Consider the following 14,288-nt stretch of genomic DNA (forward strand, 5'->3'; position numbering starts at 1 on the left):
TGACAAAGCCATATAATTTCATCAAATTTCTGAAGGAGCATTCAGGCGTGCTTATTTGGTTCGTCATCATTTATTGGGTTATTTCGGTTGGTATCGGCTTGTGGGCGGCATTGCGAGTGAAAGATACCGCTGACTTCGCTGCGGCTGGACACAGCCTGCCCTTACCAATTGTGACTGCCACTGTATTTGCAACTTGGTTTGGTTCAGAGACTGTTTTAGGAATTCCTGCAACTTTCTTAAAAGAAGGTCTTGGAGGTGTCGTTGCAGACCCCTTTGGCTCTTCCCTCTGTTTGATTTTGGTAGGCCTCTTTTTTGCTCGTCATCTATATAACCGTCGCATGCTCACTATTGGCGATTTTTTCCGTGAAAAGTATGGTCGCACTGTAGAGGTTTTAGTCACGCTCTGCATTGTTGTTTCTTATTTAGGTTGGGTTGCAGCTCAAATTAAAGCTCTTGGGCTTGTATTTAATGTCGTATCTGAAGGTAGTATTTCTCAGACGGGTGGCATGTTGATAGGGGCAGGTAGTGTTCTTATTTACACCTTATTTGGTGGTATGTGGTCTGTGGCGATTACTGACTTTATTCAGATGATCATCATCGTAATCGGCATGTTGTATATCGGCGGCGAAATGACTACTCAAACTGGTGGCGTATCTGTGGTGATTGAGCACGCGGTGGCGGCCGGTCAATTTAGTAATTTTTGGCCAGATATGAATTTAGCGTCCATCTTGGGATTCGTGGCAGCTTTATGCACCATGATGTTAGGTTCTATTCCTCAGCAAGATGTATTCCAGCGAATAACTTCTTCTAAAAATGTCAATATCGCAGTTCAAGCGGCTTTGCTGGGTGGGGTACTTTATTTTATTTTTGCTTTTGTGCCGATGTATTTGGCTTACTCCGCAACTTTGATTAGTCCAGACCTAGTCAAAGAATACTTATCAACCGATCCGCAAATGATCTTGCCTAAATTGATTTTGGGTCATGCGCCAATCATTGCGCAGGTAATGTTCTTCGGGGCATTGTTATCCGCAATTAAAAGTTGTGCGAGTGCAACTTTATTGGCTCCATCGGTAACTTTTGCTGAAAATATTGTCCGAGGATTTTTTAAGCATTTATCTGATCAAGATTTATTGAAAGTCATGCGGATTACGGTCCTATGCTTTGCTGTGGTAGTCACTTTCTTTGCTGTGAATTCAGAATTATCTATTTTTAAGATGGTGGAGAGTGCTTATAAAGTCACTCTGGTGGCTGCTTTTGTGCCACTTGCATTTGGGGTCTATTGGCCAAGAGCAAACTCTTTAGGCGGCCTGTTGGCAGTTGTAGGGGGCTTAACTATTTGGATAAGTTGCGAAATCTTGGCACCAAATGCCATATTGCCACCTCAATTAGCCGGCTTATTTGCCAGCATTGGAGGCATGATTTTGGGTAGTCTGGTGCCAAAAGATTCATTAAAAGCAGTCTAGAGCAGGAGTTGCTTAAAAATTAGGCAAAAATATTATATTGCACCGCAAAATATTCTCCTCTAAGATGATGTTAATTAAAAATTTTTAGTTCTTATGGAGTTGTTATGAAAATCTGTGTGATCGGTGGAGGTGGCGCCATTGGTGGCTACCTAGCTGTTATGTTGGCTCGAGCGGGCAATGAAGTAACTGTTGTCGCACGTGGCGCTACTTTGGCAGCAATTAAAGAGCGTGGTCTTGCTCTGATTATGGATGACCAACCAGAGCCTTTAGTTGCCCAAGTGAAAGCAGTGGAAAAAATTCGGGATGCTGAGACTCCGGATGTAATTATTTTGGCTGTAAAAGCCCATCAAGTTGAGCCGATCATTGATGATTTAGCAGCCATCATGGGACCAGAAACGATTCTGATACCAATGCAAAACGGTATTCCTTGGTGGTATTTCCAAAAGCTTGGTGGCAAGTATCAAGACCATTCTGTGGAGACGGTGGATGCTGGTGGCGTCGCTAAAAATGCAATTAACCCAAATAACATCATCGGTTGTGTCGTGTATCCAGCAACCTTTACTCAAGCACCTGGCGTTATTCGTCACGTCGAGGGGAATCGTTTCCCTTTAGGCGAGTTGGACGGCAAGACAACTGAGCGGATTCAAAAGATGTCAGAGATGATGGGTGCTGCTGGTTTTAAGTCCCCAATTTTGGACGACATTCGTTCTGAAATCTGGCTCAAGCTTTGGGGCAACATGACTTTCAACCCAATCAGTTCTTTGACTCACGGAACACTCGAGGGCATTTGCCAATATCCTTTGACCAAAGAATTGGCGCGCAACATGATGGCTGAAGCACAGACAATCGCCGAGAAGTTAGGGGTCACTTTCCGGGTTGATATTGAACGTCGTATTGCTGGGGCGGAAAAAGTTGGTAAACATAAGACTTCCATGTTGCAGGACTTAGAAGCGGGGCGTAGTTTAGAAATCGATGCTCTACTGGGATCGGTGATCGAACTCGGCAAGATCACACAAACACCCACACCTTGCTTGAATACCGTGTTTGCTCTAACCAAATATTTGGATGAAAACGTGCAAGCCTCCAAAGGCAGTTTAGCCTTGCCTTCTGTCTCAGGTTATTAATTAGATTTACGTATTAAAAACCCCTTGCTATGTTGAGTAGCAAGGGGTTTTATTCTTTGTGAAACTTTTGTTTATTCGAAGCGATTATTGAGTTGTCCAACGCCATCAATAATGATGCTCACATTGCTGCCAGGTTTCATGGTCCCAACGCCTACAGAGGTGCCGCACGCAATAATGTCACCCGCTTCAAGTGGGACATCTTGTGAAATTAAGCTCACTAATTTTGCAGGCGGGAAGATCATATCTGCGATTGGGTAGTTTTGACGCTCTTGATCATTAAGAATTGTTTTGATCGTAAGCTTGCTTGGATCTACATCGGTGGTGATGTAAGGGCCAAATACACCAAAGGTATTAAAACTTTTGGCACGAGTCCATTGGGCATACCCGGGATCGCGATTCAGTATTTCGATAGCTGTCACATCATTAATGCAGGTGTAACCAAAAATGGCCTGAGATGCTTCTGTTTCATCTGCTTCATGGCATCTCTTCCCAATCACAATGCCAAGCTCTCCTTCGTAAACTACTTTTCCAGAGTAGGATTTGGGGGTGCGAATAACTTGGTTGGCGGCCAAAAAAGAATTGTTACCCTTAAGGAAGTACAAAGGCTCGGCAGGTACTGCATGCTCAAGTTTGGTTACCAATGCGTGAAAGTTATCGACCATAGCAACCATTTTGGATGGTACGCAAGGAATGTCGATTGTGACATCGGCTAACTTAAGAGTTTCACCCGTTGCCCTTGGCTCATTAAATAAATCGCCATCGAAAACTGCGATTTCATCGCCTTTTACTTGCCCTAAACCACTTTTTCCTTGATGCTGAAATCTAAGCCACTGCGCCATAATAAGTTCCTATGAAGTTAAATATTTGATATGCAATATCTTACAGGGATGAATTGATGTCTAAAACTTCTGAGCTCGTTTTTGCACCAGAACAAGATCAACCAGTTCGTTATATGGAGCGCACCCGAAGCTATTATTTGGGTCTAGGCTATGACAATCCATATGTATGGGCACACTATGTTGATGTGCCATTTAGTCCTATTAAGAAACCACTCTCAGACTCTGTATTGGGTCTTATAACTACTGCCGTTCCTTATGACCCAGATAAAGGCCCGCAAGGACCAGGCTCTCCTTACAACGCGGCAGCAAAGTTTTATCAGCCCTACAAACAAAGCATCACAGACAATATTGATCTGAGAATTTCCCATGTGGGGATTGATCGTAAACATGCCAATATGGAAGATATTAATTGCTGGTTTCCATTGGAGGCTGCTAAAAGGGCGGTTGCGGCAAAAGTAATCAAGGCACTATCACCACATTTTTATGGCTTGCCTACCAATCGGAGTCAGCGTCATACATTAGAAATTGATGCCCCTCAAATTTTGGAAATGCTGAGGGCGGATAGTGTGGATGTTGCGATATTGATTCCAAACTGCCCAATATGTCATCAAAGTCAAAGTTTATTAGCCAGATATTTGGAGGCTGCAGGAATTTCTACTGTTGTAATGGGCGCGGCTAAAGATATTGTTGAATATTGTGGCGTTCCTAGATTTTTATTTTCTGATTTTCCTTTGGGTAATGCCGCAGCTAAGCCAAACGATGTTCATTCTCAGGATTTAAATTTCTCCTTGGCTCTAGGCTTGATTGAGGTGGCTCCCTCTGCACGTACAACAGTGCAGTCACCCTTAAGATGGTCTTCTGACCCGTCATGGAAGTTGGAGTACTCCAATATAGAAAAACTATCCCAACAGGAGATTTCTCGCTTGCGCGAGGAGGCAGAGCAAGTGCGTATTACCGCACGAGAACTCAGATTAAATAGCTTGGGTACTTAAGTTTGTCTTGTGAGAGAGTATGCACACAAGGCCTCCAGCGCTTTAGTGGCTTCATTTACGGGGAAGTCCTTTAGGTAAGAAAGGGCTAAGTCTGCTTCACGCTTGGCGACTGCTTGTGTGTAATCTAGGGCGCCAGAGTTTTGTACGGCAGCTAAAATTTGCGCAAATACATCATCAGGTAAATCTTGGTTTTGCTCAATTGCTGCGCGAACTAAAAGTTGTTCTTCACTAGTGCCATTTTCTAATAAGTAAATGAGAGGTAGGGTCGGTTTACCCTCGCGAAGATCATCCCCAGCGTTTTTCCCCATCTGAGCAGCGCTAGCGGTGTAATCGAGTAAGTCGTCCATTAACTGAAAGGCAGTACCAATATGGCGACCAAATGCCGCAGCTTGTTCGCGTTGAGTATCGGTGGCATTTGCCAAAATAGCGCCTAGTTCTGTGGAAGCTTCAAAAAGCTTCGCAGTTTTGTAGCGAATGACTTGCAGATAACTAGCTTCATCCACTTCGGGATCGTTCATATTCAGGAGTTGCAGAACTTCGCCTTCAGCAATCGTATTTGTCGCATCTGACAAGATTTGCATTACTCTAAGGTCGTTGGGTCTCACCATCATTTGGAAGGCGCGAGAGTATAGGAAGTCTCCAACCAGGACGCTTGCCGCATTGCCAAAAGCGGCATTGGCTGTCTCGCGACCCCTGCGGAGGGTCGATTCATCGACTACATCATCGTGTAAGAGGGTGGCTGTATGAATGAATTCGACAACAGCGGACATTTCTAAGATATGGGCAGTTTCTTTGCCATTTGCTAGGGCTTTTGCCACCAACATCAAGAGCGCAGGTCTGACCCGTTTGCCGCCAGCCTGGATGATATAGGTGGAAATTTGGTCAATTAAGGCCACTTTTGAGGCCAAACGTTGACGAATAACCTCATCTAAAGCCTTGAAATCTAAGGCAATTGGGGCCAGGATTTGGCTTAAGTCATTGATTTTGACAGTGCTAGGCATGCAAGATATAATAATCGGCTTAGCTAGTCCAGGGTGGATTAGCTTAAATGTAAATATTAATTGAGGTTTCAATCCATGTACGCGGTCATAAAAACCGGTGGCAAACAGTATAAAGTTGCCGCAGGCGAAAAATTGAAAATAGAACAGATACCAGCGGAAATCGGCAGCGAAATCACTCTTGACCAAGTCCTCGCCGTTGGCGAAGGCGCTTCACTGAAATTAGGTGATCCATTGGTTAATGGTGCAGCTGTGATGGCCACTGTCGTCTCCCAAGGACGTCACGATAAAGTGACAATCTTTAAGATGCGCCGTCGCAAGCATTATCAAAAGCACCAAGGCCATCGTCAAAATTTCACTGAAATTTTGATCAACACGATTAAAGCCTAATTCAAGGTAGGAGAAAGATATGGCACAGAAAAAAGGCGGCGGCTCAACACGAAATGGTCGCGACTCAGAATCGAAACGTTTAGGCGTTAAGGTATTTGGCGGCGAGCATATTAATGCTGGCGGCATCATTATTCGTCAACGCGGTACCCGTGTTCACCCAGGTGCAAACGTTGGTATTGGTAAAGATCACACTTTGTTCGCCTTGGTTGACGGTCAAGTGGAATTCGGCGTTAAGGGCGCCTTGAAAAAGGCCCAAGTTTCAGTTCTGCCTCGTTCATAAGGCGCCTGACTGAGACTCGTTTGATTCAGATTTATTCCGAATTTAACTCTTAGGAACAGGCCTCGCTAAGCGAGGCCTTTTTTATTCATGAAATTTATAGACGAAGCACGTATTGAAGTGATTGCCGGGCAAGGTGGTGCCGGAAGCGCCTCTATGCGCCGTGAAAAGTTTATTGAATTCGGTGGTCCAGATGGTGGTGATGGCGGTAAAGGCGGAAGTGTTTGGGCTATTGCTGATCGCAATATCAACACCTTGATTGATTACCGTTACGCAAAAACGCACACCGCAAAAAATGGTGAGCCTGGCCGCGGGGCAGATTGTTATGGTCGTGCAGGCGATGATATTGAATTGCGTATGCCAGTGGGCACCATCATTTCCGATTATGAAACCGGCGAGCCTATTGCTGATTTAACTACGCACGGCGAGCGCCTTTGCTTGGCGCAGGGTGGCGTTGGTGGTTGGGGCAATATTCACTTTAAGAGCAGCACCAATAGAGCGCCACGCCAGAAGACAAATGGCAAACCAGGCGAACGTCGCAAATTGAAATTGGAATTAAAGGTGTTGGCTGATGTGGGTTTATTGGGGATGCCAAATGCAGGCAAATCCACCTTAATCACTGCTGTTTCAAATGCACGACCAAAGATTGCTGATTATCCATTTACAACTTTGCACCCTAATTTGGGTGTCGTGCGCATTGGTAATGAACGTAGTTTTGTTATCGCCGATATTCCCGGTTTGATTGAAGGTGCTGCTGAAGGCGCAGGTCTGGGACATCGTTTCTTGCGTCACTTGCAACGTACTGGAGTTTTGCTTCACTTGGTAGATATAGCTCCATTTGATGAGAATGTTGATCCAGTGGCCGATGCAAACGCAATCGTCAATGAGTTACGTAAGTACGATGAAGCTTTGGTGGAGAAGCCTCGCTGGTTAGTGCTCAATAAAGTCGACATGATCCCTGAAGAGGATCGCAAAAAAGTTATAGCTGACTTTGTGAAAAAGTTTAAGTGGAAAGGTCCTGTATTTGAGATTTCCGCTTTAACTGGTATGGGCTGCGATAAGCTTTGCTACTCCCTGCAAGATTATTTAGATTCTGTACGACGTGATCGAGATAATGCTGATGAACGTGCTCAAGATCCTCGTTATCAAGTTCAGTCAGAAGATAAAAAACCGGATTAACTAGTTAATTGGCTCTTTGTTATGAACGCTAAAAAAACTCTACGGATTGTTGTTAAAGTGGGCTCTAGTTTAGTTACCAATAACGGTGAGGGACTAGATCATGCTGCGATAGCAAAGTGGGCTGAGCAAATGGCAAGCCTACTAAAAACTGGACATGAAGTGTTAATGGTTAGTTCGGGCGCTATCGCTGAGGGTATGCAGCGCCTCGGTTGGACTAAAAGACCACAGGAAATTCATCAATTACAGGCTGCTGCAGCGGTTGGTCAGATGGGTTTAGTTCAGGTGTATGAGAGTTGTTTTGCGCGTTTTAATTTGCGTAGTGCGCAGGTCTTACTGACAAATGCGGATTTGGCGGATGCAGAACGAAATGCCAATGCTCGGGCTACTTTGGATACCTTGTTGAGATTAGGAGTAGTTCCAATTATCAATGAAAACGATACAGTTGTAACTGATGAAATTAAATTTGGTGATAACGATAGTCTTGCTGCGTTAGTGACCAATTTAATAAACGCAGATCTCTTGATAATTTTGACTGATCAGGGTGGATTATTCACGGCTGATCCCCGCCAAAATCCTGATGCAACATTACTGACCAATGCCACTGCAGGTGATCCTGCTTTGGAAAAAATGGCTGGTGGAGCAGCGAGTGAGCTCAGTAAAGGTGGAATGCTTACTAAGGTATTTGCTGCCAAAATAGCAGCTAAAACTGGGGCCAATACGATTATTGCCTCTGGCCGCGAAGATCAAGTCCTGATACGACTAATGCAAGGTGCGCCAATTGGTACGTTTTTAAAAGCTCGTTAATAGCCAATTATTTGTCCCATTGAATTACTGGGTTTAGTTCCACCGGTAAAGCTATTTGGATTGAGTGAATTTAAAACCGTTGCAATACTTTTCTCTTGAGTATTGAAGTTGCAAAAGGCTCCAGAAGCTAACGCTGCTTGATAACGATTAGTTACTTTGGGTTTAATGTCATTCCAGCTGCTTAATGGGTTTTTAATCCACTTATTATTTTCAAGAGTCCCATACAGTCGCCATTGATATGAATCACAGCGAATTCCCTCATATTGCACCTGTTCCCCACCGCTTGGATTGGTTATTACTACTGTATATCTAGTGACGCCATCGGCAGCAATTAGGATGGAGCTTGTATCAATTGCAAACTTGAAAATAGTTCCCTGAGAAACATAGAACGGCAGTAATGTAGACTTATTGGGGGCACTTAACGGCAATGTAGTTTCACCTTCTTTAAAAACCATGGGTGCAAAGGGATCTAGACCACTTTGCATAGGATCTCCTGAGCAGGCTATTAAGCCGAGCCCAATAGAAATGCTGGTTCCATATTGTTTGAGTTTTTTAATGGCAGGGTTCATTTTTGTTTGCCTGATTCTTTTGAAGAGTTGGAATTTTCTTCGCTGCTGGCATAAAAAGACTGGAATAGGTCAAGCGGAGTGCCCCAGGCTAGCTGTTGCATACGCATGCCTCGGGAAAGATAACGGGCAAGTTCAGATAGTGCTAATTGATAGACTTCCCTCTTAAAGTCGATCACTGCATCTAGTTGTATCCAAAAGGGCACCCAGCGCCAAGCATCAAATTCAGGGTGTTCTGATGCTCGTAACTGAATATCGCTATCTAAACCTACTAGGCGCAATAGAAACCAAATTTGTTTTTGGCCACGATAGGCAGCGCGATGAATACGGCTTGAATGTTGGCGACGCAAGTATTCCTCGGGGACGTCATAGCGAAGCCAGTCCCTAGTCCGTCCAATAATTTGGACATGCTCCGGTAGTAAGCCAACCTCCTCTTGCAGTTCGCGGTACATAGCCTGTTCAGGGCTTTCACCATGCTGAATCCCGCCCTGCGGGAACTGCCACGAATGCTGCCCAACGCGTTTTCCCCAGAAAACCTCGTTACGGCTGTTGAGGAGGACAATGCCGACATTCGGGCGATACCCTTCACGGTCAAGCATGATCGTGCCTCAAATCCTTTAAAATCAATGATTTGATTATATCCATACATGAAAGCATCACAATCATTTCTCGCCACGCTAAAAGAAGCCCCCTCTGACGCTGAGGTGGTTTCGCATAAGCTAATGGTGCGCGCAGGTTTAATTCGCAAGCTGAGTGCAGGCATTTATAACTATTTGCCACTCGGTTTAAAAGTTATTCGTAAGGTAGAAAATATCATTCGCGAAGAAATGAATCGAGCAGGTGCAATCGAATTATTGATGCCAATGATTCAGCCTGCTGAACTTTGGCAAGAGACAGGTCGCTGGGAAAAGATGGGGCCAGAGTTACTCCGTATCAAAGATCGTCATGATCGTGATTTCTTAATTCAGCCTACCTCTGAGGAGGTAATTACTGATTTAGCTCGCAATGAAATTAGGAGCTATAAGCAACTGCCAGTCAATTTTTATCAGATTCAAACCAAGTTTCGTGATGAGCGTCGTCCTCGTTTCGGCATCATGCGTGGTCGTGAGTTCAGCATGAAAGATGCTTACTCTTTTGATCGGGATGTGGAAGGTCTAAAGAAGTCTTACCAAATCATGTTTGATGCATATACCCGCATCTTCAAGCGCATGGGTTTACAGTTCCGTGCGGTAACAGCAGATAACGGCGCTATTGGAGGATCTGGTAGTCAAGAGTTCCACGTGATTGCCGATACGGGTGAAGATGCGATTGTGTATTGTCCAAATTCTGATTACGCAGCCAACTTGGAGGCTGCTGAGTCATTGTCTTTGATTGCGGAACGCGCTGCTGGTACTGTTGCAATGGCAAAAGTTCCAACTCCAGAAAAGACAAACTGTGCAGACGTTGCAAAGTTGCTGAATATTCCTCTAGAGAAAACAGTGAAGTCTTTATTGTTTGCTGCAGACCAAGAAAACAGACCAGCAAAACTCTTCATGTTGTTAGTGCGTGGCGATCATGAGCTTAATGAGGTAAAGGCTAGCAAGGTGCCTGGAATGGCTGAATCACGTTTTGCTACGGAAGCAGAAATCAAGCAAGCCTGCAATGCTCCAGCGGGTTACTTGGGACCGGTTGGTGTAAGGGCAGATGTAACCGTTGTGGCAGATCGGACCGTTGCCAATATGTCTGATTTTGTTTGTGGTGCAAATGATGCGGGTTATCACTTGACCGGTGTGAACTGGGGTCGTGATTTACCTGAAGCATTGGTTCTTGATATTCGTAATGCGGTGATCGGGGACCCTTCGCCTGATGGTAAAGGGATTGTTGATATTTGTCGTGGTATTGAAGTCGGTCACGTCTTCCAGTTGGGCACGCGTTATTCAGAGGCAATGGGTTGCACATACTTAGACCAGCAAGGTAAAGCTCAGCCCATGGTGATGGGTTGCTATGGCATTGGTGTTACTCGCTTACTGGGTGCTGCGATTGAGCAAGGTCATGATGAGAAGGGCATTATTTGGCCAATTTCAATGGCGCCATTTGAGGTGGTGATTTGTCCTATGGGATACGAAAAATCAGAGGCCGTTAAAGTTGCATGCGATCAATTGCATGATGAGCTATTAGCAGCTGGCATCGATGTGATTTTGGATGATCGTAATGAACGTCCTGGAGCGATGTTTGCTGACTGGGAATTAATTGGGGCACCGTTCCGCGTAGTGATTGGCGATCGTGGCTTAGCGGATTCTCAAGTAGAGTTTAAGAGTCGAACTGATGCTGAATCTCAAAACATTCCATTGGGCGATATCAAGGCAAAAGTCATTTCTGCAGTCAACACTGCAAAAAACTTGGTTAGTTAATTATTTTTTAAAGAGACCGCCAATGCCTTTGGCGGCTCCTTTTGCAGCCATGCTAGCCATGGCACGTGCCATTTTCCCACCTTTAAATTGTTTCATCATTGCTTGCATTTGCTCGAACTGAGCGAGTAGACGATTTACTTCCTGTACTTCTACGCCAGAACCTGCGGCTATACGACGCTTACGGCTTGCTTTGAGTAATTCAGGTTTTCGGCGCTCTTGAGGTGTCATGCTGTCAATGATTCCGCGCATGCGTGTAGTTTGTTTATCGGCATTACTAAGGTTTGCCTTGGAGGCTGCTTGAGCTACTTGACTTGGTAGCTTATCCATTAAGCTAGCCATGCCACCCATCTTTTGCATTTGCATCAGTTGATCACGAAAATCTTCTAGATCAAAGCCGCCTTTAGAAATCTTATTAGCTAATTTCTCCGCTTTGGCAACATCAACGTGTTGTTGAGCTTGTTCTACTAATGCCAGAATGTCGCCCATGCCCAAAATACGATTGGCCATGCGCTCGGCATCAAAGGCCTCAAGACCATCCATCTTCTCGGCTACACCGATAAATTTGAGTGGTACACCTGTTACTTGGCGAACAGAAAGCGCGGCACCACCTCGGGAGTCGCCATCCAGTTTTGTAAGGATTACTCCAGTGAGTGGTAGTGCCTCGTGGAAAGCTTTAGCGGTGTTGACCGCATCTTGACCAAGCATGGCATCAACTACAAATAATGTTTCGATGGGATTGAGGCTGGTATGCAAGGTTTTAATTTCTTGCATGAGTGCCTCGTCAATACCCAGGCGACCTGCCGTATCTACCAGCACTACATCGAAGTAATGGCGACGCGCCCAGTCAAGGGCGGCTAGGGCGATATCAATCGGCTTTTGATTAATATTGCTTGGAAAAAATTCTGCGCCAACTTGCTTAGAGACAGTCTCTAGTTGCTCAATCGCAGCTGGCCGATAAACGTCGCAAGAAACAGTAAGTACTTTCTTCTTCTTTTTCTCTTGTAACCACTTTGCTAGTTTTCCAACCGAGGTGGTCTTACCCGCACCCTGTAAACCAGCCATCAAGATGACAGCTGGTGGCTGGGTCGCTAGATTAAGGTCACCACTTTGGTTGGGGTCACCCGTCATGACTTGGGCAAGTTCGCGCTGGACTACCCCTACAAGAGCTTGCCCCGGACTAAGGCTACCAACCACTTCTTCGCCAAGGGCTTTAAATTTAATTTGTTCCAGTAAAGACTTCACTACTGGTAGGGCTACGTCAGCTTCCAATAAGGCTAGACGGATTTCCCGTAGCATTTCTGCGGTATTGGCTTCAGTGAGGCGAGCTTGACCCCGCATTGTTTTAACAACGCGAGATAAGCGGTCGGTGAGGTTTTCTAGCATTTATCGATTAGACTTTCTAGATGGATATTTTAGGTTACTCAAGTTACGGATGGCTCCCTTCTGTACTTTATTTAGTTCTTTTGCTGCTTTTAAGCTTTAAAGCCAAGAGTGGTGTGGAGTCTAGGCTCTCAACTGTCTTGGTGCAAGCTGCCATTTTTGTGATTTTGGTGATTCATGGAGTTCAACTTCATGACTCCGTCTTTACTCCCCAGGGCTTTGTATTTGGGTTTGCGCAAGATTTATCCTTGATTGCCTGGGTTGGTTTGGCGTTTTATTGGTTTCAGTCCTGGTTTTTACCCATCGCTAGCTTGCGCTGGATGGCTTTAATGTTTGCGCTGATTTGCGCTTTTCTTCCAAACATTTTCCCTGGGGTGGTGATATCGCCAAAGGCAGTTTCAGATCCTTGGTTTAAGGGTCACTTTGTTGTGGCTACCGTGTCTGTGGGTTTACTAAGCTTGGCGGCAATGCATGCCATGCTGATGAGTGTTCAGGATCGAGCATTGCATCGTCAACTAGCCATTATTCCTAATAGTCGGTTTGCAAATTGGCTGGAAGACCTCCCTCCACTGATGACTATGGAAAGCCTTTTATTTAACTTACTGTATGTTGGATTTGCCTTACTTAGCTTGACGGTCTTTTCTGGCTTGTTGTTTTCACAGACCTTATTTGGCAAGCCACTCGTCTTTGATCACAAAACAATCTTTGCTTTGGTATCTTGGGTTTTGTTTGGTGGACTTTTGTTGGCTCGTTGGCGGGTAGGTCTTCGTGGTAGAGCCGCTATTCGTTGGGTATTGAGCGCTTATACGGCTTTATTGCTGGCATATGTAGGCAGTCGGTTTGTATTGGAAGTCATTCTTCAGAGAGTCTAATTCTTGTTTAAGTGGCTTTTATTGTTTGCTGGCGCAGGTCTTTTTTACCTTTGGATTAAAGGTAAAAAACAGGCTAAGCTTGATTCAGAAAACCCTCAAGATCCTAATAAGAGTAAGACTAAGAAGGTCATGGATCCGGAGGTTATGGTGCAATGCCAATACTGCAAATTGCATCTTCCAGAATCAGAAGCACTCGCATATGACAGTCGTTTCTACTGCTCAAAAGAGCATCTACATGCTCTAGATTCGAGTGGATGGATAGGCGATGCAAAGTGGTGTGTTTCACCCAATCAAGATGCTAGGCCAGAAAACATCACGCCCGATTTGGTGGTGATTCATCACATCAGCCTTCCTCCCGGTGAATTTAAGAATCAATCTTCCAGTCACCATATCGTTCATTTTTTTCAAAATAAGCTTGACCCCAATCTACATCCTTATTTTGCGGAGATTGCCGATCAAAAGGTATCTAGTCATTTTTTAATAAGCCGTTCTGGCGAGTTAATACAGTTTGTATCGACTCAACATAAGGCTTGGCATGCTGGTAAGTCATCTTATTTTGGTAGAGAAAAATGCAATGATTTTTCTATTGGCATTGAGTTGGAGGGCGATGGTGAAACACCATTTTCAGAGGCTCAGTATGAAGGTTTGAATAATCTTATTGGGAAATTGGCATGTGCTTATCCCCATTTGCAATTTGTTGGACACAGCGACATTGCGCCTGGACGCAAAACTGACCCCGGAATTTATTTTGACTGGTCAAAGTTCCAAAAAGAAGCGGGAATTTCTGCAGAAAATCTGCCTTTTGGTTTGAGTTCTCGGTAAGTTCATTTTTGTATGTGAGCGTACGCTTACTTTTCTAGCCTTTGTCTAAAAAGGGCTCAAAAATTCGCACCAAAATGACTCAAAAATAAGTCAAATAATTAGTAAAAATACTAATAAAGAATTGTCATAAATAGCTTACCAAATACTAAATATTTCCCTATACTTAGTGCCTAATGCACTTTAAAACACTAG

14 protein-coding genes and 1 pseudogene are annotated in these 14,288 nt (G+C 44.6%); 10 read left to right on the top strand and 5 right to left on the bottom strand.

Features of this window, described 5'->3' with window-relative positions; all coding sequences use genetic code 11:
- Window positions 1-47: 47 nt before the first annotated feature.
- Window positions 48-1,463, top strand: coding sequence for a sodium:solute symporter family protein (locus FD973_RS01040; RefSeq protein WP_215323810.1), 1,416 nt, complete (start codon window positions 48-50; stop codon window positions 1,461-1,463).
- A gap of 104 nt (window positions 1,464-1,567) precedes the next feature.
- Window positions 1,568-2,587: a 2-dehydropantoate 2-reductase gene (locus FD973_RS01045; RefSeq protein ID WP_215323811.1), complete on the top strand. Its 1,020-nt coding sequence runs from the start codon at window positions 1,568-1,570 to the stop codon at window positions 2,585-2,587.
- Window positions 2,588-2,658: 71 nt separating this feature from the next.
- Here FD973_RS01045 and FD973_RS01050 read toward each other — a convergent pair whose 3' ends face one another.
- Window positions 2,659-3,426: a fumarylacetoacetate hydrolase family protein gene (locus tag FD973_RS01050; RefSeq protein WP_215323812.1), complete on the bottom strand. Its 768-nt coding sequence runs from the start codon at window positions 3,424-3,426 to the stop codon at window positions 2,659-2,661.
- 56 nt (window positions 3,427-3,482) lie between these two features.
- On the opposite strand from FD973_RS01050, the gene FD973_RS01055 reads away from it, so the two are divergent.
- Window positions 3,483-4,418 (top strand): reductase, encoded by a 936-nt coding sequence (locus tag FD973_RS01055; protein WP_215323813.1) that lies wholly within the window; start codon window positions 3,483-3,485, stop codon window positions 4,416-4,418.
- Here FD973_RS01055 and FD973_RS01060 read toward each other — a convergent pair.
- Window positions 4,415-5,419, bottom strand: a complete 1,005-nt coding sequence (locus FD973_RS01060; protein WP_215323814.1) for a polyprenyl synthetase family protein — start codon at window positions 5,417-5,419, stop codon at window positions 4,415-4,417. The two genes, FD973_RS01055 and FD973_RS01060, sit on opposite strands and share 4 nt — an antisense overlap.
- 75 nt (window positions 5,420-5,494) lie before the next feature.
- Between FD973_RS01060 and rplU the strand changes: the two genes are divergently transcribed.
- The 4 genes and pseudogenes from rplU to proB form a co-directional block, all read left to right on the top strand.
- Complete coding sequence (rplU, locus tag FD973_RS01065) at window positions 5,495-5,806, top strand: 50S ribosomal protein L21 (protein ID WP_011902040.1); 312 nt, start codon at window positions 5,495-5,497, stop codon at window positions 5,804-5,806.
- A 19-nt stretch (window positions 5,807-5,825) separates the two neighbouring features.
- Window positions 5,826-6,086 (top strand): 50S ribosomal protein L27, encoded by a 261-nt coding sequence (rpmA, locus tag FD973_RS01070; RefSeq protein ID WP_215323815.1) that lies wholly within the window; start codon window positions 5,826-5,828, stop codon window positions 6,084-6,086.
- Window positions 6,087-6,173: 87 nt separating this feature from the next.
- A complete protein-coding gene (gene cgtA / locus FD973_RS01075) occupies window positions 6,174-7,262 on the top strand; it encodes an Obg family GTPase CgtA (protein ID WP_215323816.1) in 1,089 nt (362 codons plus the stop codon).
- 21 nt (window positions 7,263-7,283) lie between these two features.
- Window positions 7,284-8,063, top strand: a pseudogene (gene proB, locus FD973_RS01080) (glutamate 5-kinase); the annotation flags it as partial.
- Here proB and FD973_RS01085 read toward each other — a convergent pair.
- Both FD973_RS01085 and FD973_RS01090 read right to left on the bottom strand, forming a co-directional pair.
- Window positions 8,063-8,635 (bottom strand): CNP1-like family protein, encoded by a 573-nt coding sequence (locus FD973_RS01085; protein WP_215323818.1) that lies wholly within the window; start codon window positions 8,633-8,635, stop codon window positions 8,063-8,065. The pseudogene proB and the gene FD973_RS01085 overlap by 1 nt on opposite strands.
- Complete coding sequence (locus tag FD973_RS01090; protein WP_215323819.1) at window positions 8,632-9,231, bottom strand: RNA pyrophosphohydrolase; 600 nt, start codon at window positions 9,229-9,231, stop codon at window positions 8,632-8,634. The genes FD973_RS01085 and FD973_RS01090 overlap by 4 nt, the downstream gene beginning before the upstream one ends.
- Window positions 9,232-9,279: 48 nt before the next feature.
- Here FD973_RS01090 and FD973_RS01095 point away from each other — a divergent pair, with 48 nt between their 5' ends.
- Window positions 9,280-11,022, top strand: coding sequence for a proline--tRNA ligase (locus tag FD973_RS01095; RefSeq protein ID WP_215323820.1), 1,743 nt, complete (start codon window positions 9,280-9,282; stop codon window positions 11,020-11,022).
- Here FD973_RS01095 and ffh read toward each other — a convergent pair whose 3' ends face one another.
- Window positions 11,023-12,405 carry a signal recognition particle protein gene (gene ffh, locus FD973_RS01100; RefSeq protein WP_215323821.1) on the bottom strand — a complete coding sequence of 461 codons (1,383 nt, stop codon included), beginning with the start codon at window positions 12,403-12,405 and terminating at the stop codon, window positions 11,023-11,025. It abuts the gene before it with no gap.
- Between the two features lie 20 nt (window positions 12,406-12,425).
- On the opposite strand from ffh, the gene FD973_RS01105 reads away from it, so the two are divergent.
- Window positions 12,426-13,274, top strand: a complete 849-nt coding sequence (locus tag FD973_RS01105; protein ID WP_215323822.1) for an inner membrane protein YpjD — start codon at window positions 12,426-12,428, stop codon at window positions 13,272-13,274.
- 3 nt (window positions 13,275-13,277) lie between these two features.
- Complete coding sequence (ampD, locus tag FD973_RS01110; RefSeq protein WP_371816867.1) at window positions 13,278-14,096, top strand: 1,6-anhydro-N-acetylmuramyl-L-alanine amidase AmpD; 819 nt, start codon at window positions 13,278-13,280, stop codon at window positions 14,094-14,096.
- The last annotated feature ends 192 nt before the right edge of the window (window positions 14,097-14,288 follow it).

The sequence above is a fragment of the Polynucleobacter sp. MWH-Braz-FAM2G genome (assembly GCF_018687635.1).
Lineage (GTDB): Bacteria > Pseudomonadota > Gammaproteobacteria > Burkholderiales > Burkholderiaceae > Polynucleobacter.

Excerpts from the sequence above, each read along its gene's own strand:
- FD973_RS01045 (WP_215323811.1), top strand. The coding sequence starts at position 1,568 with ATGAAAATCTGTGTGATCGGTGGAGGTGGCGCCATTGGTGGCTACCTA.
- FD973_RS01050 (WP_215323812.1), bottom strand. The coding sequence starts at position 3,426 with ATGGCGCAGTGGCTTAGATTTCAGCATCAAGGAAAAAGTGGTTTAGGG.
- FD973_RS01055 (WP_215323813.1), top strand. The coding sequence starts at position 3,483 with ATGTCTAAAACTTCTGAGCTCGTTTTTGCACCAGAACAAGATCAACCA.
- FD973_RS01060 (WP_215323814.1), bottom strand. The coding sequence starts at position 5,419 with ATGCCTAGCACTGTCAAAATCAATGACTTAAGCCAAATCCTGGCCCCA.
- rplU (WP_011902040.1), top strand. The coding sequence starts at position 5,495 with ATGTACGCGGTCATAAAAACCGGTGGCAAACAGTATAAAGTTGCCGCA.
- rpmA (WP_215323815.1), top strand. The coding sequence starts at position 5,826 with ATGGCACAGAAAAAAGGCGGCGGCTCAACACGAAATGGTCGCGACTCA.
- cgtA (WP_215323816.1), top strand. The coding sequence starts at position 6,174 with ATGAAATTTATAGACGAAGCACGTATTGAAGTGATTGCCGGGCAAGGT.
- FD973_RS01085 (WP_215323818.1), bottom strand. The coding sequence starts at position 8,635 with ATGAACCCTGCCATTAAAAAACTCAAACAATATGGAACCAGCATTTCT.
- FD973_RS01090 (WP_215323819.1), bottom strand. The coding sequence starts at position 9,231 with ATGCTTGACCGTGAAGGGTATCGCCCGAATGTCGGCATTGTCCTCCTC.
- FD973_RS01095 (WP_215323820.1), top strand. The coding sequence starts at position 9,280 with ATGAAAGCATCACAATCATTTCTCGCCACGCTAAAAGAAGCCCCCTCT.
- ffh (WP_215323821.1), bottom strand. The coding sequence starts at position 12,405 with ATGCTAGAAAACCTCACCGACCGCTTATCTCGCGTTGTTAAAACAATG.
- FD973_RS01105 (WP_215323822.1), top strand. The coding sequence starts at position 12,426 with ATGGATATTTTAGGTTACTCAAGTTACGGATGGCTCCCTTCTGTACTT.